The 23,749-nt window shown below is 43.4% G+C and carries 12 protein-coding genes; 4 read left to right on the forward strand and 8 right to left on the reverse strand.

The annotated features are described in order from the left end of the window. Window positions 1–192: 192 nt before the first annotated feature. From STSP1_RS02665 to STSP1_RS02695, 7 genes are all read right to left on the reverse strand, one after another. Window positions 193–2,982, reverse strand: coding sequence for a DUF5695 domain-containing protein (locus STSP1_RS02665; RefSeq protein WP_085754873.1), 2,790 nt, complete (start codon window positions 2,980–2,982; stop codon window positions 193–195). Between the two features lie 20 nt (window positions 2,983–3,002). Further along, window positions 3,003–4,502, reverse strand: coding sequence for a sulfatase (locus STSP1_RS02670; protein WP_085754874.1), 1,500 nt, complete (start codon window positions 4,500–4,502; stop codon window positions 3,003–3,005). Window positions 4,503–4,554: 52 nt separating this feature from the next. Next, entirely contained in the window at window positions 4,555–6,120 is a 1,566-nt protein-coding gene (locus STSP1_RS02675; protein ID WP_085754875.1) for a sulfatase, read from the reverse strand. Window positions 6,121–6,209: 89 nt separating this feature from the next. Then, window positions 6,210–9,848 (reverse strand): Ig-like domain-containing domain, encoded by a 3,639-nt coding sequence (locus STSP1_RS02680; protein ID WP_123806960.1) that lies wholly within the window; start codon window positions 9,846–9,848, stop codon window positions 6,210–6,212. A gap of 167 nt (window positions 9,849–10,015) precedes the next feature. Further along, a complete protein-coding gene (locus STSP1_RS02685; protein ID WP_123806961.1) occupies window positions 10,016–11,653 on the reverse strand; it encodes a hypothetical protein in 1,638 nt (545 codons plus the stop codon). A 78-nt stretch (window positions 11,654–11,731) separates the two neighbouring features. Next, window positions 11,732–12,604, reverse strand: a complete 873-nt coding sequence (locus STSP1_RS02690; protein ID WP_085754878.1) for a type II secretion system protein — start codon at window positions 12,602–12,604, stop codon at window positions 11,732–11,734. Between the two features lie 140 nt (window positions 12,605–12,744). Beyond that, a complete protein-coding gene (locus STSP1_RS02695; protein ID WP_085754879.1) occupies window positions 12,745–14,688 on the reverse strand; it encodes a glycoside hydrolase family 127 protein in 1,944 nt (647 codons plus the stop codon). Between the two features lie 624 nt (window positions 14,689–15,312). Here STSP1_RS02695 and STSP1_RS02700 point away from each other — a divergent pair. Next, complete coding sequence (locus STSP1_RS02700; protein ID WP_085754880.1) at window positions 15,313–17,820, forward strand: glycoside hydrolase family 127 protein; 2,508 nt, start codon at window positions 15,313–15,315, stop codon at window positions 17,818–17,820. A gap of 118 nt (window positions 17,821–17,938) precedes the next feature. Beyond that, window positions 17,939–20,221 (forward strand): beta-L-arabinofuranosidase domain-containing protein, encoded by a 2,283-nt coding sequence (locus STSP1_RS02705; RefSeq protein WP_085754881.1) that lies wholly within the window; start codon window positions 17,939–17,941, stop codon window positions 20,219–20,221. A gap of 294 nt (window positions 20,222–20,515) precedes the next feature. Here STSP1_RS02705 and STSP1_RS12805 read toward each other — a convergent pair whose 3' ends face one another. Further along, on the reverse strand, window positions 20,516–20,653 hold the full coding sequence (locus STSP1_RS12805) for a transposase (RefSeq protein WP_118158563.1): 138 nt from the start codon (window positions 20,651–20,653) through the stop codon (window positions 20,516–20,518). 1,653 nt (window positions 20,654–22,306) lie between these two features. On the opposite strand from STSP1_RS12805, the gene STSP1_RS02710 reads away from it, so the two are divergent. Both STSP1_RS02710 and STSP1_RS02715 read left to right on the forward strand, forming a co-directional pair. Next, window positions 22,307–23,002 (forward strand): recombinase family protein, encoded by a 696-nt coding sequence (locus tag STSP1_RS02710; RefSeq protein ID WP_085754882.1) that lies wholly within the window; start codon window positions 22,307–22,309, stop codon window positions 23,000–23,002. 11 nt (window positions 23,003–23,013) lie between these two features. After that, a complete protein-coding gene (locus STSP1_RS02715) occupies window positions 23,014–23,379 on the forward strand; it encodes a helix-turn-helix domain-containing protein (protein WP_085754883.1) in 366 nt (121 codons plus the stop codon). Window positions 23,380–23,749 lie beyond the last annotated feature (370 nt).

Consider the following 23,749-nt stretch of genomic DNA (forward strand, 5'->3'; position numbering starts at 1 on the left):
CTTTGGCTTTGATATCAATATTATTCTACACTAATACGATTCTTTTGTTATTATTTGATATCTATCAGACCTTTATCTACATACTGTCACCTGAGGTTGCCTAAAATGAATCGCTATTAAGACTGCTGTTAACCCTGTCGCCTTTTTTAACATTCAAACTCCTTTGAATGATAAGTTATACGAAGAAAAACTCTACAATTTTTGAATAATTACCGAAGCATCTTTGCCAGCGGCCTCAACAGGAATATCAAAAACAACCTTATTGCCGTTAGACACAGACTTGGCTCCAGTCTTTTTACCGTCTACGAGAAGCTTATACTCTCCGTCTTTCAGGCCGGTGATGATAAGGCTCGTCAAATGTCTGTTTTTTGATCTGCTTTCAACATTGAAACTGATTTCCGAAAAATCTTTGTCAAAAATAATGGCCTTGTCTTTAGCAAAGCCATCTCTATCAAAACGCATATGCATACGAGTGTCACCGACGAGCACATGAAGTCTGCGTCTTACGCCATCTCTTGGTATGACATTTACATTACCGGCCTTTTCATCAAGTTCACCGCCATATGCGAAAAGTCCGAACAGAGGATCATCAAGAAGAACCGTACAAGCAACTTCGACACCTGCTGTCAAGCCATGGTCGATCTCGCCACAAACCGGCCATGGGCCTCGCTTAACGCCGCCAGCGTCTTTGTCCCAACAGCCATGATTCCACTCTTGGCCAACCTTTTGCGGACAAAATCCCCAGCCAACAGAACCATCATGCATCTTACCTGGATACCAGAAACCATACCCGCTCTCTTTTTCGCCTGCATTTACAAGTGCCCATGAGCTCAGCATAGAAGCATAACCAAGCCGCAAATACTCTTCAGGCTTTTCAGCGAAATATAACGAATAATCCAGTACGGACCATCCGCCCATCTGAGACATATAACTAAGCGTATATCCGCTGCTTCCAAGACCGCGAAAATCACTGCCGAGAAAATAATAGCTCGCCTCAAGCCAGCCTCTGCAAGCGAGATTGGCCATAAGTTGTCGCTCCATAAATTCGGCGTGCTTGGTCTTGTCGATAACCGGATGAGAATACCACTGGCCGGTGTTTTTGTTCTTCCAGAGTTTTTTGTCTGGATTTAACTCATTGTTCATCGCGTATTTGGCGATAGCGTAGGTGGACTCATAGGCAGTAGAATCAACGGGCATCTCGGAAGTGAAGGGGTAAGGATCGTCATAGATAAAGTACTTAACTTTCTTTTCCCATTCGCCGCGGATATAATCGGCCTTTTCCTGCTGGCCAGATTTTTCAAGTGCATCAATTATCTTTAACATATACTTCTCATGGAAATTGCCAAGGGTATAGGCCCAATCCGTCCAGCCGGTAAAAGCCCAGCCGCCTTCCATATAGATATTATACGGAACTTCAAAGAACGCTTTAACTGTCCCATAAGCTCTCTCGAGATATTCATCGGCATCAAGATATTTCACCATTTCGGGATTCTTTTTAGCAATGAGGTACATATTATAGTATAATGCAAAATATGTAGTATAGTCAAACGTCCGCCACATTCTGCACTGACTGCCTCCCTGCCCGGGTCTGCTCTTTCCCTCTTCGATAGGGTCTCGCGTCGCCTCTCGATTTTCCTTCCAGTTCTCAGAGCCATAGATCCCGTATGGATATGGGATCTCCTTATCGGTTCGCTGGTGTTTCCCCCATACGAAATTTTCGATGAAATACTCAAGAGATTCAATTTGTTCAGCATTAGGGAAGGCAACATTTGCCTCGGAGAGATACATGCATTTACTGTTTGAAGGATCGTCCGAACCGCTGACGGCGTATTCATGCTGACCAGAGAGGTTGTCAGGACCGAGCAGGTTCTTGCCCTCTTCATTGCGAACATCCCACAAGCTGTAAAGGCCATCATACCAGAGAGAGGTGTCGCGGTACTGCTGTTTTTCAGCAATGAAAGCAGCCCTTTTCTTAACCAGCGTCTCAAGCGGCTGAATAACAAAGAACTCAAGAACCATATGCTTGCTGCCAGAATACTCAACAGTTACCAAATTCTCACCAAGCTTTGCAAACTCGATCTTGTAAATATGCGTATCCCTGCTCTTTTCACCGAGATATTCAACTTTAGTCTGTTTTGGGTATTCAGGATTAAGCGAGTCGATTTTATTTTTGGTTCTAAGAGCCACCTTTACGAAAAGATTTTCAGGCACTACCATTCCGGGAGCGATGCGAACATCAATTCCGCCATTTTCATACAGCACATCCCGAACGCCCTGATAATCATCTGCCCAGCGGTAATTGAAAGCGTATGAAGCTTTCTGGCCTGGTTTTATATTTAGGCTTGTATGCTTCTGTCGCCATGTGCCAGCTGGCTGAAGTTCGGATTCCGCAAGAGAATGTATGTAAGCCATGTATCCGACACCTCCGGTTGAGTAACTTGCTCTCTGTTCTTTAAAAAATTCCAGGTGAGTATCGGCTTCGGGGGTCATAACAAGATGGGTTCCTGTGCCGCCAACCGGCAACCAGAATACGAAAGAGCCATGGCCGGATATAAAACTGTGCCTGAAAAGGGCATTGTTAAAAGTGTTGACCACATCTTGATTTTTGTACTCTGTATTCATGGGCAGAGCAATGGCAAGATCGCCAACTTCGATTTCGCTGTCAGAATTGTTCGATACAGTAATCTTTTGGGTTAAGGTATCGCCGACGATCTTAAAGTCGCTTGTCACGTCGATCTTTTTTTCAGCGGATGTGCTGTCATAATCTATCCACTGTCCCGAACCGATTCGATAACGCATCATAGCACTTCCAAGAGAAGCTCCTTCAGCGATGAAATTGGGAGCGTGAGGATCGCCGACTTTTTTCAGACTAGTGACGCCTGAGCCGTCAGATACAACGCTGAAATGCTCATTTGAGAGAGAGGTGCCTAAAGCACACGAAGCAATCAATAAAAACAAAACGTTTTTTTTCAACTTAGACATTTGAATTTACCTTTCTTTGGTTATTTTGAAGAAATCTGGCCTTTTGGAACTTCGGCGCCAACTTCGGATCGCCATTTAGCTAACATATCGAGCAATTCTTTTACCTTTTCCGGATGTTTAGCGGCGAGGTTATTTTGCTCACCTTCGTCTGCTTCAAGGTCATAAAGTTCAACTTTTCCGGTAACGAAAAATTCTATCAGTTTCCACTTGCCCTTGCGAATAGCACCGGCGGAGACGCCGCCAAGGAAGTGGGGTTTATCAAGTGGGTAATGCCAGTACATCACATCACGCCCGGGAACTGTAGGATCTTTAAGTACCGGCAAGAACGAGATGCCGTCAACTTTGTGCTTCGGATCTGGATTAATACTAACAGCATCTAAAATCGTCGGATAAAAGTCCATAATGTTAACGAAACTGTCGCTTACAGTATCTGCTTTGACAAAACTCGGCCAGCGAACCACAAGCGGCACTCTAATTCCACCTTCGTAAAGGCTGCTTTTACCCTTTCGCAAATGTGCATTGGTGGTAATATTACTCTCACCGCCATTATCACTGGTGAAAATAACAATCGTATCCTTCGCCAACCTCAGTTCATCCAGCTTTTGCACAATCTTACCTACACCTTCATCAACATTTTCGATCATCGCAGCCAGGTGCGGATTATGATCGACTGCCCAGTGATTAAGAGGATCGCCTTCTAATCCGGCATCCTGACAAATATAGCAGTTTTCGCGGCCGCTTTTTCCTGGCTTGTGCTTCTTGCGATACTTCTCAACAAGATCCTTTCTGCCGTTGACAATTGTATGCGGTGCAAAGTGGCTGAGGTACAAGAAGAACGGCTCGTCTTTGTGGCGTTCGATAAAGTTAACAGCCTCAAAATTCATCCTGTCCACTAGATATTCCTCGCCGGGAAGTTTCTTTTCGGTTACACTGGTCCATGAAATTTCCTGATCGCGAAAAACATAAGGGTAATAGTTGGCGCCATTACCAACACCTTTAATCTCTGTAACCAGTTCCTCATCAAAACCATGGTCAACTGCCCTGACCTCATCCTTGGCACCATGATAAGCATAACCCGTCAAGTGCCATTTGCCGATCATGCCAGTTGCATAATCATTACGCTTAAGCATCTCAGCAACCGTAACATAATCCCTAGAAAGGCCTCCATCCTCAGGTCGCAGATAATCCAGTATCCCTACTCTTGCTGGATATTGCCCTGTAAGCAAAGCTGCCCGTGTTGGAGAGCAAACAGGCGCAGGAGCATAATTTTCAGTAAACTTCATACCTTCGCTGGCAAGTTTGTCAATGTTAGGGGTTTCGATAAAATCACTGCCGTAACAGCCGAGATCGCCCCAGCCAAGATCATCAGCCAGAACTATGATAACATTAGTTTGCCGTGATGTTTTTTTGCATAGCGAATTTCCGCCAACACATCCACCACCTGAGAAAACCGCAGAAACAAGCAGCCCCGTACCTTTCAAAAAACTACGACGACTTAGCGAATCACAGTTTTTTTTCATAATTAATTTTGCGTCCCTAAAAGTTTTAGATATATTTTATATGATCTGAAGGCTAATCCTTTATAATTTTTCCATCAAGGCCTAATTTTCGGTTATCCTCAAACATTTGCAATTCTCTCTCAAAATTTTTGAGGCGTTCTTCGCTTGGATTTTCTTTTTCAAGTTCTCTTGCGCGATAGCCTTCTACTTCTCTCTTGCGGGCATGTCGCATATCTTCTACATCTTCGGCATCTACATTTTTTAAGTACTGAAGGAGCCTGTTGTGCAGCTTTTTGGCCAGTTCCGGTTTTTGGGATTTTAGGTCGTTCTTTTCGCCGATATCTTCAGCAAGATCATACAAACGATATTCATCATTGTTAAGGCTCATCACCAGCTTATAATCACCATCTCTTATCGCGGACATTGGAGGCATATTACCATACCAGGGATAGTGGAAGATCAACTCCTTCGTGCCGCGAGGGATTTTACCTTTGTTGCCCTTTTTAAACAGATCAAGCAAGCTGCCACCGTCATACTCTTCAGGCAAGGGACGGCCGCCAGTTATCTCATTGACAGTCGGATAAATATCCCATCCTGTAACAGGCACATTACAATAAGAACCCTTTAGGACATCTGGGCCACATACCACAGTCGGCACGCGAATCCCGCCTTCCCATATCGAACCTTTGCCACCTTTTAGAGGGGCATTACCTCCAAAGCCTCCTCCATTATCTGAAGTAAATATTATATATGTATTTTCCTTTATTCCAAGCGACTCAACCTTGTCGAGAACAGCCTGCAAACCGCTATCGAGATTCTCTATCATAGCGGCATATACAGCTGTTTTTTCGTTGTCAAATTTTTGGCCTTTTTCTTCGGCCAGTTTTCTGTATTTTTCCACAGTCTCTTCTAAAGCCATGTGATCAACGTGAACGGCATAATGTGCAAGTTCCAAAAAGAACGGCTTTTTCGCCTTAACCTGATCTTCCATGAACTTCTCAGCCTTTTCGGTAATACTGAAAATCCGTTTCGGATCATCCGCAGGCAGCGGCGTTTTATTTTGTACTGACAGGTAATCACCTTCACCGTTATTAGTATTTCCATCATGCTCATCATAGCCGCAATGTTCAGGCCCTCTTGGATGAAACCCCCATTTGCCAAAATAACCATTAACATAGTCAGGATCATTTTTTTTGATCATATGAGGAATTGAGACTTGGTCCTTCAGGTCGATACCTCTGTCGAAAGCGAGTCTGTCATGAACCACAGTTTGCTTTAGCCGAGCTGTAGTTTTTCCAAACTGAACACCCGCCCTGCTCGGCGTACATGTCGGCGCTGGTGAATATGCGTCAGAAAACACCATACCCTCTCGTGCCATTTGTTCAAGAGCTGGGGTCTGATAGAAATAACTCCTGCTATCCTTGCGATCCTTCATCATACGAACTGAGGTGTCTGTCCATCCCTGATCGTCGGTGAAGAACACAATTACATTGGGCTTTTTGCGTGAAGGTTTAGCCGCAAGGGCAACGTCTGCCAAGGAAGGCAGCGACAATGCAGCAAAACCGACACCAACACATTTCAAAAAACTTCTTCTACTGTGAATACGCGCAGATTCAGCGCTATCATTAAATACAGCCATAATACTCCCTATTCATATTATAGTTTTTTAAAAATTTCATGAAGACATTTTCAATTTGCTCTCTAGTCAGCTTAATTAAGACTAAACTTTTAATCACCCGACTCTGTAAGTTCAAGCGTGATGCTTACATCTGATGTATCAGTAAAAGTATAGTCTATATGCCCCTTAGTTTGACCGTTCGCATAGCCTGGCTCACTTGTAGAGACAAGGTCTTTTTCTTCCAGCCATGGTGCTACGTGCAGAGTATGCATACTGTTGCCTTCAACGGTGATTGTTTTATCAACGCCCTGCGCATCTTCTGTCCGGCTTGTTCTGATTTTCGTCCAGCTCACATTGCCATCGCAATTGATTGGAACTATCGTCTCCATAAAATCCCATTCCATAGGCAGATGGTCAGTCACCGTAAAGCTGTCATCAAGAACCGAATACTTCAGGCCAAGGATACCTTCGATATAAAGAAGGATCTTACCGGCGTTGAAGTTCGAATACTGATCACCCCACGGATCGCCGTTGATATCCAATGCTTCTGGCGCAACTGGAATGCCCCATTCGATGTTGTAATTTTTAAGATGCCCAAGCGTGCAGGTATTGGCATTTTTACATGCGTGGTGTTCATACATGCCGGTAATCGCAAACCAGTTAGTATCAGGCGTAAAGGCAAAAACATCGCTCTGCTGGTTCCAGTCCTTAAATGCCGTAGTTGAAAGACTACCAAAGCGGAAGAAGCCGTCCGCCTCATTTACAGCCCATCTATCGGACATCTGTTCCACCCATTCGGACGGAAATGAATCCATTGCCATATAAGCAAAGCCTGACCAATCAAGCCGGTCTGAACCCGCACGGAAAAATTTCTCAACACCATTTGTTTCCCAACCGTCATTAAGGAAGTTCTGAACATTGTCGAGCCTGCCAATATCATGCCAGTGCAGAACATCTTCGGGGTGGCCGAGTTCTATCGCCATTTTCTTTAGGCGATCAGCGGCATCGTATTCGTAGCCCCAGTGGCCCGGTATCGATTCCCACATAAGAGCCTTGAAATAATCGTATGCTTGGCGCAAAAAGTCAATATCGCCGCAATGCTTGTATATTTTCCAAGCCGCCAAAATGTGTGGAGTAGGACCACACCAAAGACCTGAATACCATGCGATACCCATGTTGTCAGCGGGAATCAGGCCTTCGGAAAAATCAGCAACATGAAGAAGTTCGCTCCATAGAAGTATGTTACCATACGAATAAGCTTCTTTGTCAGTAATCCAAGCACCGACAGCCGTCTGGAAGTTAGCATCATAACAGTGCATTCCAAGGAAGTTATTCACTGCAGTCTGAGTATGAGCGTACTGTTCAAACCCCTCGCCAACATCAATATAATACATAAAGTAAAGCGACCAAAGGTAATAATAAACGTCAACCATCTGCTGATCCGAACACCTGAAGTATGGGATCTGATAGTTCAAAATATCGTTCATATATTTGGTCTTGGCAGCCATTGCTCCAGCAGGATCTTCAAGCACTTTGTCTTTCAATGTTACCGCATTAGAATAATCGTCGTCCATCATCCAGACAACCGCAGTGCCCGAACTGTCACAAGAAACCTTGAATGAATAGCCTATTTGGCCCTCTATTGTGTCATTAAGCGGATACTGCTGGTAATCCGTTAAGTCTCTTGATGCTGAGATAACCGTACTCATTCCGTCATACATCATAACACCAGGCTGAGGTTCATTATTCTGTGGATCGTCAGGCAAAACTTCAGCGACGCCGCCTTCTACAACATGAACCGAATTTGATGCCTCGTCGAATAGGCAGCTCGCCGTCGTACATACCGTGGCATCGTTGGCAAAACTCTGACCCGAAAATTCGAGAGTTACGGGCTCATCGGATGTAATGATCGTACAGGCGACATCGTTTTTGGCGATAAATTTTTCTTCACGGATATTTACTTCGCCAACTTCGTATTCACATATCATCTTATCAGGACGCCAGTACATACGGTCAGGAACCGGATTTTCATATTTTCTCTGGCCTACATAGACTGAGCCGTACGCGACCTTTGTGTGTTTGTAAAATTCCCATCCGGTAAAGTCATGGCCGTAGCCAGTGTTTGGATCCTGAACCATGCCATGGCCCCTGCTTCGAAGATCGTGATGGAACGGATGCGTAAAGCCGATCGTCTCTTCCTCTGTAGGATTCCAGCAGGCGTGAAAACCGCCTATATAATAGTTAAGGTTGCCCGCAAGAAAACCGTGCTTCTTACCCTGTACCTCCTGGCTCAGCATGTCACAGTAATCCGTATAAGCGGGCTCATTCTCGTCAGGCCCGGAATTAGCCGAAAGCAAAGCAAAATCAAAAATGTCAACCTCACTGCTCTTACTGATATCCGCCCTTCCACACCAGTCAGGAGCGACACAGCCATAATCAAGCCACCTACCAGTCAGCAAAAACAGATCTTCAGTATCCACCGCCCCGTCAAAATTGATATCGCCTTCAATCGTAGCAGCAGTAGTGAAACTCCACACAACACTTTGATTCACCCCGTGCGAATTTCTCTCATCAATTCGCAGATAATACGTAGTCTCAGGCGCAAGCTGCCCCGGATCATAAAAAGAGACATCAAAACTGCCCCTGCCGGGCAAAACATCAGGGTCAGCCGCATTTGCAACCGCCGCAAGATCAGTACCAAAATAAACCTCATGGCTGACCGAACCGTCTCCAGGCGTCCAGATAATATTTGCGTTGTTCTTAACACCTGTCTGCCCGTCAGCCGGCCTCAGCACCTGAGCTGCCCCCGGGACTTGACCAGTCTTAAAACTCCAGACATGGCCGGGATTGGTGCCAAGCGATGTAACCGTATTGATTTTCCAGTAATACTTTGTACCATACATTAGCTCTCCGGGGTCATACACTTCATTGCCGAGGGGCTGATTTTTTACAAATGGAGGAGGGTTGATCGTGCCAAAATAAATATCATGTGAAATCGCCATATCCGACGGTTCCCAAGATACATCCGCATTAACAGAAACTCCTTCAGCCTTATCAGCTGGATCTATGACTCCAACCTCACTGCCGTAAACAGCGTAAACCGTTGTTATCATGCCGTCATAATCAGCCTTGATTTCACCATCTCCGCCAAATGCTGTAATCCACCTTACGCCCTGATCATCAGGGGCGGCATAATTATTGATCTTCGATCTATGATCGCCATTGATTTTCAAAACACCCTGGGTAATATCCATAGTTCCTATACCGCCGCCAAAAGCATCCGAATGATCGCCCATGTTAAAATAGCTGGCATTTACAACTCCACCATGCAGGTCAACGTGACCGATGATTTGGTTTGTTCCGGGATCGAGATCGAACTGATTTGGAATATTGAAGTGCGTACAGGATATTTCCCCGCCTGTTATCTTGGCATATGCATTGGTGCCTGAATCTTTACCCCTGCCAACATCAAAAAAATCACACGTAAGCTCTCCCCCTGTCATCTCAAATTCGTTATCTCCGCCATAACATCCTACATAGAAACCTTTTGCCTCTGCCGCTTCTGAGCCGAGATGAGTATTGTCAATAACACACTTGGTACCATCGACAGTCATATTTGCCCACTCGTTGCTTGTCATTGAAGGGACGTCGGACGACCAGTTTGAAGGCGTATTCCAATGATCATCTGCGCCGGTACCGGTGAAAGTATTAGCGAAAACTGACCAGCAAAATGCAGCCAAAAAAAACAAAGCAATTCTTTTAAGCACAAAAGAGTTCATAATCAATTCCCAAATTTATTAGTACTAAAATATTTAAAAACGCTTATTCTCTACGTGTTAGTACAAAACACGACCTTTGCCAGGAGTTCCCGGCAAAGGCCGTAACAGTAACTTGCTTCAAAAATTATTTTAACTTTCTAGTTAAGGAAGAAAGCATCAACGCTGCCGAGCCAATCAGCAGCTACAGCTGCAAAGTCTTCCATATCAACATAGCAGTCCTCATTAGCATCACCCATCATAGGTTCATAGTCAGGATGAATCTTTGAAACTTCGCAAGAATCATCGCGGACATAAACCGTCATTGTATCTGGGTAAGCAGAAAGAGGTTCAGAATCAGCTGCGTCTAGCTGAAGCTCATAGTAACCAGATACGCTTACATTTAACTGAGCATTGAGGCCTGTACCGTCAGTTGGTGTAAACGAGTAAGTAGAAGGATCAATATCCGGTGCCTCACCCCCACCTTCAGGAACCAGTCCCACAGCTTCGATAACTGACCAAGTAGCAACGGCAGGCTCAGGAACTTCGTCGTCTTCAACCATAACACCCTGGAGTGTTACAGAAGCAGTGCCGCCATCTAACCATGTATAAATGTCATCACCAGCTTCAACTACAGGTGCCTGATTTGCAACAGCGTCAAATTTAAATGTATAAGTTGCAGCCAATTCTTTTGGACCGCCAACAACACCATCAACAGTATCATCATAAACTTTTACCTGCCAGTGATATTCTTTTGCTTCAGTAGCAGCAACGTCAACTGAGCCGTCGATAACATCTGCCTCTATCAGAGGGAGATTGTTAGGTTCCGGAATCCAATCGCCGTCAACACCTCCAGCTGCAAGATAAGCATCTTCGGCGCCAGTATTGTTCAGGCTTTGCCAAACAGCGTCGCCGAAATAAACATCACATGAAACAGAACCGCCAGCTACCAGAGGATCCGGCATAGTAAAATCAAGTGATGATATCTCAGCGTAAGGGATCTCAGCTTGATTGGCTGGCTGAGGTGCAAGGTCAGAAACGGCTTTTAGAGTAGTTCTTCCTTGGTTGGTTACATCATAGTCAAGTTCGACCGAATAACCCGGCAAAGGCACAATTCTTGGATCTTCTGTACCGCCAAAGCCATCAATATAATCGCCGAGAAGGTCTGTTACGTCCCCATCTATAACAATTGAACCACCGCCTACTTCAATCAAACCGCTTGGTGTGTCTATCTCAAGGAAGCCAGTCAAATTGATTACACCGCCGTAGAGTTTCACTTCACCAACTGCATCAACACCAGGACTAACATTCATCCAACCGCTATCAATGACACCATCCTGCATAATAAGGGTACCCTTCTGGGGGTCATCCATATTAGGTATATTGATGTAGGGAGTAGTAATCTTTCCGCCAGTCATAAAGAGTTTTGAATGGTGGCTATTTCTTGAAATATTAAGGCCCCAGTTACCTATAGTCAAGTCACCACCTTCAACAGACTGGACAACGACTTCTAAAGAACCGTTAAACGCCCCAATGCTCAAGCCGTAGCATTCATGTACGTCATTAATAACGCAAATTGCACCGTTGTCCCACATAGTAGCGTCAGTGTAAAAAGCCGGGTCAAGGTCGCCAGGATTCGTAGTTGAGTCGTCCGGAACTTTGCCCTGTGCCCAGTTGTCAGGATTGCTGAACAGATGGTCATCACCAAGGTCATGGAAACTCTGACCGGCAAAAGAACCGCCAGCCACAGCAACAGCCATCACCAAACACAACATCTTGTTACATAAAAACATCTTCATAATAAATGTCTCCTAAAAAAACAGCCGATATTTTGCAAATCAGATAACACACCTGAAACAAAAACCGGCAAATAAATTTTATTTACCTTTCTTTGCAACATGCTCTAGCATGTATTCCATATCATAGCTGCCAGGATGATCAACTCTTTTCTCGCCACCATTTTCGAGCCAAGTGACAGTCCTTTCATCCTTCCATTTGAACCTTTCGGCATGACCGTCAGCAAAACCCAGATTACCGCCATTTGAGTGCCATTTTGCTACAGGATCAAACCATCGCTGGTTTTCGATGTCTATAACCCATGACCCCATGTTCCACCATGGATTGTTATTATCTTCATCAGGGTGTCGTTCGTCTTCTTCCACGGTAATATAAGAAGTACTGGGGGAGCTAATCTCATTAAATCTAGTAACAGATTTGTCTCTTGGAAAGTGCCCCACAAATTCCGAGTCAAGACCTACAACCATAGAGTAGCTTCTCCAGCCTATATCAGCCCTTTGGGCTCGATTATCACTTGGGCAATTATAAGCCTCCATTTCTCCAATGTAATCCCAAAGAACGCCAGCCCTGATACCATTTCTCTCATACTCAACATTGGCGAATTCTCCTCTGCGCGCATTGCCGTTTTCGTCCAAAGGACAGGCAACCCACGAGTAAGATCTTTTGCCAACACCAAAATTACTTGGTTGAAACCATGCATCGCCTCCAGCGATCTTTCCATCATTGTCCTCCTGATACATGTAGAAGGCCAATGATATGGTCCGCATATTTGACATACAGGGTATGGCATAAGCCTGTTCTCTAGCTTTGTTCAACGCTGGCATAAGTATTGCCATAAGCAATGCAATAATTGATATTACTACAAGAAGTTCAATTAAAGTAAAACCCATTCTTTGGCTCGACCGTCTTCTTATTGACCCCAAGCCGTCAGTATTTCGTTTCGTAAACATCATAACATAATCCTTTGATTTAGATAAACTATACACTGTTAAAATAACTTTAAGTTTTCAGTACATTGTTCACTTTAGATTAATTTTTAACAAAGTAAATAGTTAAAACCGGCAAAAACCTTTGTAAAACCGGAAAAACGCAATCATTTCACAGTAAACCATACTTTCATTGCCCCTTCGCCGCGATGCGACCATGAATAATAAGGCACAAACTTAAACTCAGTCCCCTTGTTGTCAACAAGGCCTGAAAGGACGCAAATTCCGCCTAAAATCTCATCTATATATTCTGAATTCAAATTAATATTATCGCCAATTTTTATATTGTCTAATGAGGACTCATTGTCGATTTGCTCTGCACAATAAACAAGTGGACCGCGTTCCAAGGCGCCCTTGCCGCGATTATTCACAACCTTTTCATTGCACCGGACTATGCGAATTGGCATCGAAATTTTCATTTCAACAAAATCGCCTGCATCCCAGTATCGATTAATAAGGGCATAGCCATTTTCTACCTGATAATCAAATTCTTTGCCATTAACACAAATTGACACCTTCTCAGCCTTATCATTTGTGTATCTGTATAGGTCTCCGGGTACAGGTTTTCCCTGCGACCAGCCTGGAATACGCATTCTCAAAGTAAAATAACTGCCATTTTGGGGGTTAACTTCAAGACGAACCTTACCATCCCAGGGATAATCGGTTTTCATCTCAAGATCGACTTGACTGTCGGTAATTTTCAATGAGGTTTTTGATTTTATGAAAAGATTTACGAAAATGTTCTGCTGATCGTATGCATAAATATAACTGCTGATCGTAGGTACAAAACGCACTACATTTGTCGGACAGCACGAACATTTGAACCATGGCTTACGGGTTGATTTATTTTTGTTGAATTTGAACTGGCCATCCGATTCAAGCGGATTTGTATAGAAAAACTTATCCCCATCAATAGAAACTCCAGATAAGAAACCGTTATACAGAATTCGCTCTACAATATCAATGTATTTCGAATCTCCGTTGAGCCTGAACATACGATCTGACCACATAATATTTGCAATAGAAGCACACGTTTCGGCATATGCGGTATCATTTGGAAGTTCGTAGTCATCGCCGTAACTCTCAAGATCGTGATGGGCGCCCACCCCGCCGGTAAGATACATCTTGCGGTCAACTACACTGTTCCACAATTTTTCGAGAGCCTCGAGATAAGCCTCATCCCTGTCCAATAATGCCATATCAGCGACTGCACAGTACATATATGACGCCCGAACGGCATGGCCGACAGCCTCTTCCTGTTCGACAATTGGCTTGTGATCCTGACTGTAGGTGCCGTAAAGCGTCCCTCGCTCTGGATTCCCCCTTTGTTCGAGAAAGAATTTCGATAAATTTAAGTATTGCTCTTTACCCGTCTCTCTGTAAAGCAGCAGCAGCGCCATCTCAATCTCCTGATGCCCAGGAACCCCCAAATGCTTACCTGGGCCAAATAAAGAACAGATAAGATCAGCAAACCTGACCGCCACATTTAGAAGTTTATCCTTACCCGTCGCCTTATAATACGCTAACGCAGCTTCAATCAGATGTCCCGCACAATAAAGTTCGTGCTTAAACTCCAGATCGCTCCATATCTTATCCAGTTGTCTTTCCGGCAAGGAATAATAAGTAAAAAGATATCCATCTTCCCACTGGGCCGAAGCGATCTTATCGATCATTTCGTCAACTGTGGTCTCTATTTCTGGGTCAGGACTGACATGGAGACACTTTGCCGCCCCTTCAATAGCCTTATAAACATCGGAATCGTCGTAAAAAATACCCTTAAAACTATGATTGTTGCCTGATGCGGCATTTACAAAATTATCGATTCTGTTGCCAAGACTTTTTTTCAGGACAAATCGAATCGTAACTTCCCGGTTGACCTTCTGCCTGTGCTGCCACATCCCGCCTGTAATAACTACATCGTTAAAGTCGACACACTGAATGCCTGTATCTTTATTTGCCTTATCATTTTTACAACAGCCTTTTAACCCCACAACAGCCTTGATATCTGTTGGAATCTTCGGCTCTTCAACAATCTTGTTATCATAATCCATAAAAAAATAATATATAATAAGGGTTAAATTAATTAAAAGGCAAACAAGCCTTTTTCATAGGAACAATCTTAACCGACAATATCAAAGGATAAAATAGTCAAAACCGGAAAAAACATTTGTAAAACCAGATTCTTTAGAATCAAACGACCGGAAACCATGATACCCTCCCCGAAAAACCAACCAACTTTTACAAAAAACTGTTTTACAAATGTTTTTGCCGGTTTAAGGCATTTACTTTCCGAGTGTTTTTGTTAAAAATATTGAAAGTTTAGCAATGAGTTTATTTATTCAGGCAAATTTATGTTAAATTCATTAACTGATGCAGCATGTTTAATAAAACATTCAATTTACTTGCAATTTCTTTAAAAACTGTTACGAGCGGCAATTAGTCCAGAGCAATCAGGATCGACTTCTGACACGGAAGAAAAATCGTGTTTATGTGAACATGGTGCATGCTTTTTCTAAAGCCTTCCAAGAATCAAAAAACTTTTCAGAAACACCCTTGGGGTGCGATTATCGCCCATAATGAATTATTAGAACGTCTTTTAGCACATAAACTCTGCGGCGTAGCAGAGTTAGCGTATATAATTAAATAAGTCAATATTATCACAAAAGGAAGTAAAAATGGAGAAGTATTTAATTGCAGCACTCGTTCTTGCAGCAGTCGGCGTTTCATCCGCCGATGTCATAGACCCAGTACCGTTTTATGAGGTCAAAATCCAAGACACCTTCTGGCAGCCTAAGCTCGAAACGCTTGCCGAATCTACACTGCCTCATGCATTAGGAAACACAGAAAAAGCGGTAAAACGTCTGCGTCTAACAGCTGAATGGCGCGAAGCAGACAAAAAGGATGGCATGCCATTACCAATCCCTCATCGTTACATAACCTCCGATCTGGTAAAAGTAATGGAAGGTGCCGCCCTGCTTCTCAAAGTTAAACCCAACCCGAAAATGGAAAAGGAAATGGACCGCATAATTGATATCATCGCACGTGCTCAGCGTGAAGATGGCTATCTCTATGTTACGCATCAGACCAAGAATTACAGCAAGCATTGGAAACCAGAAACTAACTATGACATGATGGGAAAACGTCCTTATGATTTCCTCGTACACAGCCACGAACTTTATAACATGGGACACCTTTATGAAGCAGCCGTGGCCTATTATCAGGCAACTTGGAAAGACAATTTCCTTAAAATTGCTGAGAAAAGTGCTAAGCACATTAATAAAGTAATCTTCGAAGGCGACCCTAATTACAATGACGGCGAACCTGTCATGCAGGCACCCGGCCATGAAGAGATCGAACTCGGCCTTGTCAAGCTTTATCGAGTAACAGGCAATAAACTCTACATCGAAATGGCTAAAAAATTCCTCAAAATCCGCGGAGTAACTTACCAGCCTGAATACGATGGTCGCGGCGTGATGCTTCCACGCTACGCCCAACAGCACAAACCAGTTGCCGAACAGCGCCGCGCAGAAGGCCACTCAGTGCGTGCCGGCTATCTCTACGCTGCTATGGCTGAAGTTGACAGTGTACTTGGAGAGAACGATTACAGCAAGGCACTCAACAGCATCTGGCACAATATCGTTGACACTCGCTTCTACATTATTGGCGGACTTGGTTCTGGCGCAGGCATGGAAGGCTTCGGCCCGGAATACTACCTGCCTAACCGCAGTGCATACAACGAAACCTGTGCTGCAGTTGCAAACGTATTTTTCAACTACCGCATGTTTCTCAAATACGGCGATGCAAAATACATCGATGCCGCTGAAACTTCACTTTACAATAACTGTCTCGGTGGCGTTAGTCTTGACGGCAAGACTTTCTACTATTCAAATGTACTCGAAACTGACCTCTATAACAAAAAGGCACGATCAGAATGGTTTGGCACCGCTTGTTGCCCAGCAAATATTTCCCGTCTGATTCCTCAAGTTGGAAAATATCTCTACGCTAAGCAAAAAAATGATATCTACTGCCTAATGTATGCCGGCAGCAAAACAAGCATTGAACTGAAAGATGGTCAAAAAGTTGAGTTGAAACAAATCACAGAATATCCTTTCAAGGGCAACATTAAAATCAAAGTTTCACCAAAAGATGAGAAGAAGGCTTTTGCTGTTAATGTTCGTATACCTACATGGACCGGCCAGCAGTTTACACCAGGCGAACTTTATGATTACACCTCAAAATCAACCGGCTACACTCTCAAAGTCAATGGCAAAAAAATAAATGGCAAGTCATATTCAACTAAGAAGGGGTTTGCCAGAATCAATCGTAAATGGAAAAAAGGCGATAAGATAGAACTGTCTATGCCAATGCCGGTACGAATCAACAAAACGATTGACAAAGTTGAAGCAAACCATGACAGATTCGCCGTTACTCGCGGGCCTTTGGTGTATTGTGCAGAAGAACCTGACAACGGTTACATTCAGCAATATTTCATAGACAAACAACCCGCTGGCTCTGATGTTACCATAGAAGAAATGGACGGAGTCCTTTCGGGCATTCCTTCTATAACGATTCCTGCAAAAAAAGCGCTGCCTGATGACGTTAAATCCTCTTCTCTGAAACTTATTCCTTATTATGCTCGTTCCAATCGTAAAATTGGCACGATGACCGTATGGGTTCCAGAGAAAAAGGAACTGACAAAACCGAACTATGAAGCACTGGGACTTAAAAAGTACGCCAATATCCGCGCCTCAATCCATGAAAATGACAAGGGTAACAACTCTACAAAGGGCCTTTATAAATGGCTCGACCCTGAAAACTCGCATGAAAGACTTCCTCGCTGGAGCTCATGGGGCGACTGGGGCAAAGAGCATTGGGTAGAACTGGACCTTGGCAAAGTGAAAGAAATTGAAAATGTCGCTCCTTACTTCTATGATACGGGGAAAGACAAGTGGATCGTTGTTCCAAAAAAGTGGCATGTTGAAACACGTAAGAGCAAAGATGACAAATGGGTGAAAATGGTTCCTTACAATACAGACTCTTACACCACGCAGCTGGACACATACAATACCGTTCAGCCAGACAAGGAACTCAAGGCTCGTTATATCAAGATCGTTATGACCCCAAAGAGAAAAGACCTTGGCGTAGGATTACTATCTGTAAATGTTGGCACCAAAGAGGATTAATCCTTTATGGTAGCTCTAAAAATTGCTTTTAAGCAACAAGGTCTAATACACCATATAATTGGCTATTGTAGAGCAAAACCCTTTGATTTGTATTTTTGTTGTGAAAGGAAACTTTGAAATGGGAATAGTAAAGGATCAGATGTTATACAAAAATCTTTTGGCAATTACGGTTATTATACTAACAGTTCTAACTTGCTCAGTCCAGTCTGTTCAGGCCGAAAGTCCCACCCGCGCTTCTATGTCTGCTAACCCCCCATCAGATAATAAGATCGTAATTACTCCATTCGATTATGAAGGGGTTCAATTGTTAGATGGACCTTTGAAAGTACAATTCGATAGGGTTAAAGATTTTTATCTATCCCTGCCGAATAATAATATTCTTTACGGTTTTCGCAAACGTGCGGGAATGTATGCCCCGGGCAGAGAAATAGGCGGTGCTTACAGCAATACTGCGCTTACTTTTGGACAGTGGTTGGGAGCATTTGCTCGAATGTATAAAGTTACCGGCGATCCCGACATACGTAATAAAGCCATGTATATTATGGATGAATGGGCGCGAACCATTGAAGACGATGGATATTTCCTTAACACTGAAGAGAAGCTTGGCCATCCTCACTATGTCTACGATAAATTTGTCCAGGGCCTGGTGGATATGTATGAATATGTCGGATGCGAAAGAGCTAAACGGTGTCTCGATAAAATAACGGGCTGGGCGGAGAAGAACCTGGACCGCTCGAACCCCTATGCACTTCCTACAGAATGGTACACCCTTTCAGAAAATCTCTATCGGGCTTACGAACTTACCGGCGACAAGCGTTATTTCGATTTCGCAAAAGTCTGGGAATACACTGATTATTGGGGAGCTTTTGCTAAAGATAACAACGTTTTTGAACTTTTGAAAAAAATTGATAGAGATAACAAGGGTTATCATGCCTATAGTCACGTAAACACTTTTAGCAGTGCTGCTATGGCTTATAAAGTAACAGGTAAGCGACATTATTTGGACACGATTGTCAATGCTTATAAGTTTCTTAAAAATACTCAGCTTTTTGCAACAGGAGGTTATGGTCCTGAAGAGCAGCTTATTGTTCCTGAAGGATTGCCTGAAACACTGCTCCCCGTATATAATGGCAAGTGGGATTCTGATCTGGTATTTCATTTTGAAACGGCCTGTGGTTCCTGGGCAGGCTTCAAGCTATCGCGTTATTTGATGGAATTTACTGGACAAGCAAAGTATGGTGATTGGGCTGAACGGCTGGTTTATAACGGCATCGGTGCTCAGCCGCAAATGAACAAAATGGGAATGATAATGTATGGTTCCCGTTACCATTTATGCGGTGCTCAAAAAACCCTTACTACCACGTGGTTCTGCTGTCAGGGGACACGGCCTCTGGATGTTACTGATTATCATAACTTAATATACTACAAGGATAATAAAAACTTGTATGTCAATCTTTTTGTACCATCCCAAGTGCAATGGCATGGTCCGGATGGCACGGTTAAAGTAATTCAGAAAACGCAATACCCTGAAGATGAAACTGTTTGTTTCGAGATTCAACCGAAAAAGCCGGAGAGTCGATTTGGGTTGAAGTTCCGGATTCCTATGTGGGCTCACAAGGGTGTAGAGGTGATGATAAACGGTACTCCAACTGAAATAAAAACTATCCCCGGTGAATGGGCGTGCATCAAACGTAAATGGCATTGCAATGATACCGTGACGCTGAAATTTGACCTGTCGCCGCGGATAGAACCTTTGCCTGGATACGTATCACCGGTAGCCGTAATGTGCGGCCCAGCTGTAATGGTCAAATCCACAGCGCGTTGGTCAAATGAATTCATTCCCACAAAAAAGAATTTAAGATTTCCTGCGGATTGGCTTACCGGACGGGGTGGAAGGATAAGATATTCATTTTCACCTTCAATGAAGGCTCCAGTAAACAGAGGAAGCAGACTCCGATCAAATGAAGTATTTCGTCCTTTCTATGATATCAAGCCGGGTGAATTTTACCGGATGTATTTTGAGCGTGATGGTCAAAAAATTATACCCTCGGAGAAATTGTCTTTCAATGGTGTTTGGAAGTCGGAAGATAAGCTTCACTATACAGAGGAGCCAGGAAGTTCATTTGAAGGAAAATTCCAGGGTTCAACTGTAGTTTGGGAAGGTTTAAGAACTAAAGAGGGCGGAAAAGCAGAAATATGCATTGATGGTAAAAAAGTTGCAGAGGTCGATCAGTACGGTTATACATTTAAGGGACGAATTGACCAGCATAAAATACCGTTCAGATGGTCAATAACAGACTTGGGCGGCGGCGAACACGAAATCAAGGTGAGTGTTTTATCTGAAAAGAACCCTAAGTCTGAGGCAACAGAAATTAACATACGACGTTTAACAGTATATTAAACTAGTTGAGCAGCTTGTTTTTCAAGGACGGCAATTCGTCCATCACTTTGTTGAAGCTGATCTCAAACTCCGCAATGCGTTGCATATAGGATTTTTTGTTTTGGAATTCAGTCTTTGTCTTCAAATTTACCTGCAGTAATTATTATTAGGACAAATGAGGCGTTTTAAGTATGCTGCAAAACATTGAGTTAAAGCGGTGCATTCGAATAATGCGTACTTTTCATTGCGGAAGTTGAACAGTCTGAGTTTGAAATATTGCTTGTCTCTGTATCCATAAGCCTTTTTTTGCAGGGTTCATATTTTAGCAGCTTTCATTTTGCCGTTGCTTATTTTATGTTCATACCAGTTAAGGATATGGTTTCTCCAAGCTCTTATCCTACTAGCGGCTTTCTTCAGAATCTTGCTCCCGCTGACTTCCGCTTCTTCGATCATGCAAGATTATTTCTTTAAATTTGATTTTTGTTTGAATTGCATAATCTATATTGTTTTTGTGCCTCTCCCCTGTCTTTGAATAACCATAATTATACAGATATCCCTTCATATAACAGTTCGAGGCTCGTATTATTCAAGACTAAAAAACAGCTAAAACAAAAAATCAGCAGCTCAAAGTTGGACGGCTCAGCAGATTTGCGATCATCAGTTGAATGTTAACTCGTTAAACCCCAAAACGGTACTTAGGGCAAACTGGCAAATTATGACTTTATAAGGAAAGGATATAGGCACAAGCCGATTTCTCATTTGTTCTGGTGTTTTCGTTGGTACTTTCATTTCCCGCCGCCCTGTACAGTGTTTTAAGCAAATCTGAGTTTAATGATAATAGATTGCGGCAAGAAGTCAAGGCGAGGATGCAATATGTCAAAAAAAATTTAGGAAAATGATTGTATAAGGGAGAGAGGGTAGCATATACCTTTAAGAGGCTCAAAAGGGTGGGGGTCTGGTTAAAATTTCTCCAGTTCCGCCGGAGTCCCGTTTCCTTTTCCGCCCTTCCCCCTCCGGTTACCCTGCTTCTGGAGCTGAGCAGCGGTTGAGCAGGGGAGCAGCAGCCCAGCAGCATACATCCAGCAACCCTGACTACATCACAGGCGGCCTGAGTTTGCGCAGGAGAGCGATTCGGGGGTTGATGGGTAGTCAGACAGGGGTAACACATTCGAAGGCCACACAAGGCAAATTTGAGCTTTGGAATATGTACAATGCGTTCGCACTGTACAAATCCTTGTGTTAGCACAGAGAAAGTTAGCCAAGACTAACAAATGTTAGACAAGACAAACTGTCGAGTTCTGGACACAATGGATACGTGAAGGCCAGCGGAGAATGTAAGACCGTTTCGGTATCCCTCGCCCCCGCCCATCGGCAGCATCCGACCTGCTAACATCTGAGCATCTGAGCATCTGAGCAGCCGACCAGCTGAGCAGCCGGCTATCCTCCTCCAGACCAGCCATCGCGGCAGGTGTCAAAGGGTGTCAAGCAAGTGTCAAATTTTAGGCATACCTAACAAATCAACATAAATCCTTGTATTATATACACTTACAATACAAGACTTATAAAGATGTCAATAGCCTTTGACACATTTTTTTTGATATAAACCCTTGTCATAAAAGAATTTATGTAAATTTACCCTCCAAATGTCAAACACCCCCATATCTTCCCGGCCTCGCACACCCACAAATATTTACCCTCGTACAAGCCATAATCTGTACGTATATAAAGACAATATTAGTACATAATAATTAAAGTACAAATAGAAAATACCAACCCCCCTTTGACACCTTGACAGTTAAAAAAAAAAAAAAAATAAATATAAGCCTATGAGAGGGGATTTTACCCCGCTCAAAGTGTCAAAAATCGGCTTGACACTTCTTGACAATTTTGACAGTACCACTTTTTTTTGGGGGTGTTCAAAATTTTTTTAGAACAAGCCCTTGACTTGTACGTAAAATTTGTATAATGGATTTTGTCGAATAAATGATTACGTACAACAATAAGCGATAGCGTACAATTAACATACAAATTTTAACAAAGAGATTAAATTATGCCACTACTTAGCATATAGAGAGAATACGCAAAGTTGGCTAATTAACAGCAATTATGACACAAGCAGTAATTTATACTCGATTTTCACCCCGCAAGAATGCTGAGGACAGCAGATCCTGTGAGACGCAAGAGAAGCTATGCAGGAAATACTGCAAAGACAGCGGTTTTGATGTGAAAGCAGTTTTCAGAGACGAGGCACTATCCGGCAAGGATTTAGACCGCCCAGGGCTTTGGCAGGCCATTGAACGCATCCGCAAAGGTGATGTGCTTGTAGTTTACCGGCACGACAGGTTAGCGAGAGATGTTTATCTCTCAGAGGTTATCCGCAGAGCCGTAAAGAAAGCAGGCGGACATATAGAAGCGGTTAATGGCGGCGGAGGAAATGGCGAGAGCAACGAAGAAGTTTTAATCCGGCAGGTGTTAGCAGCTTTTGCGGAGTATGAGCGAAAGGTTATCGCACTGCGGACTAAATACTCTATGTTAGCACATCAGAAAGCCGGCAGGCGAATGAGTAATCATCCGCCGTATGGTTACAAGCCAGCCCCCGAAGACAGCAGCCGGTTAGTCGAGGACGAAAACGAGCAGCTTGTCATTAAGAAAGTTATTGAACTGCGAAAGCAGGGAATGGGATGGTCGGCTATTGCAAGATGGCTTAATGAGAATGGCTTTCCCGCCAGAGCAAAGAAATGGTCGCACGTTGCGATTATGCGAATAATAGAGCGTTATGCTCCAGGGCTTAAGAATAGATAGGTTAGAGTCTAATGGAACGAATTAACGGAGACATTCTAAAACAGGCCTTGGCAGACAAAGGGTTTAAGCAATTTGAGTTTGCCGAAAAAACCGGCATTAGCAAATTCCGGATCAGCCGGCTGTGTCAAGAAGGTATGCACAATGTGTATCGTAAAACTGCCGAGAAAATGGCTGATGCGCTCAATATAGAGCTGGCAGAGCTGAGGAAGGAAAGCGGAGCTTATCAGGGCAAGCCTGCAAGGCAGCTTAGGGATATGCTTTCAGAAGATGCTATAGCGGTGCTTGATATGTATGATAAGCTCGATCCAGTCGGGAAGGCAGAAGTCCTGCTGAAGATTAAAGCGATTACTGATGAGATGGCTGAGAAAGGCGATTAGCCTTACCTGCCAGTTACACATTTTGATTAAGATTCATCTGAGTAAATTGTTGTTTCAATTCTTTTTTTTGTCAACCCCGATTTCTCAGATAGCGTTCAAAATCGTGAAAAATCAATTTTTTTTCTTTGATTCTTCGCTTTAATCGGCGTCTCAAAGTCGCTTTAGTCTCTGGTACAGACCTGCCCTATTGCAAGTGATTTTTCATCTGCAATAATATTGTTATGTACTTGAAGAAACACAGCCGAAAGAAGAATGACAAAACCAATTCTTACTACAGCATAGCCAAGAAACCCAAGACAGCTGAACTCTGCTGATGCAGAGATATAACGAACCGGAAGACGAACACAAGCTGCTGCTGCAAAAATTGAAG

This window comes from Sedimentisphaera salicampi (assembly GCF_002117005.1).
Lineage (GTDB): Bacteria > Planctomycetota > Phycisphaerae > Sedimentisphaerales > Sedimentisphaeraceae > Sedimentisphaera > Sedimentisphaera salicampi.

Coding starts and splice junctions, on each gene's coding strand:
- STSP1_RS02665 (WP_085754873.1), bottom strand. CDS start 2,982: ATGTCTAAGTTGAAAAAAAACGTTTTGTTTTTATTGATTGCTTCGTGT.
- STSP1_RS02670 (WP_085754874.1), bottom strand. CDS start 4,502: ATGAAAAAAAACTGTGATTCGCTAAGTCGTCGTAGTTTTTTGAAAGGT.
- STSP1_RS02675 (WP_085754875.1), bottom strand. CDS start 6,120: ATGGCTGTATTTAATGATAGCGCTGAATCTGCGCGTATTCACAGTAGA.
- STSP1_RS02685 (WP_123806961.1), bottom strand. CDS start 11,653: ATGAAGATGTTTTTATGTAACAAGATGTTGTGTTTGGTGATGGCTGTT.
- STSP1_RS02690 (WP_085754878.1), bottom strand. CDS start 12,604: ATGATGTTTACGAAACGAAATACTGACGGCTTGGGGTCAATAAGAAGA.
- STSP1_RS02695 (WP_085754879.1), bottom strand. CDS start 14,688: ATGGATTATGATAACAAGATTGTTGAAGAGCCGAAGATTCCAACAGAT.
- STSP1_RS02700 (WP_085754880.1), top strand. CDS start 15,313: ATGGAGAAGTATTTAATTGCAGCACTCGTTCTTGCAGCAGTCGGCGTT.
- STSP1_RS02705 (WP_085754881.1), top strand. CDS start 17,939: ATGGGAATAGTAAAGGATCAGATGTTATACAAAAATCTTTTGGCAATT.
- STSP1_RS12805 (WP_118158563.1), bottom strand. CDS start 20,653: ATGATCGAAGAAGCGGAAGTCAGCGGGAGCAAGATTCTGAAGAAAGCC.
- STSP1_RS02710 (WP_085754882.1), top strand. CDS start 22,307: ATGACACAAGCAGTAATTTATACTCGATTTTCACCCCGCAAGAATGCT.
- STSP1_RS02715 (WP_085754883.1), top strand. CDS start 23,014: ATGGAACGAATTAACGGAGACATTCTAAAACAGGCCTTGGCAGACAAA.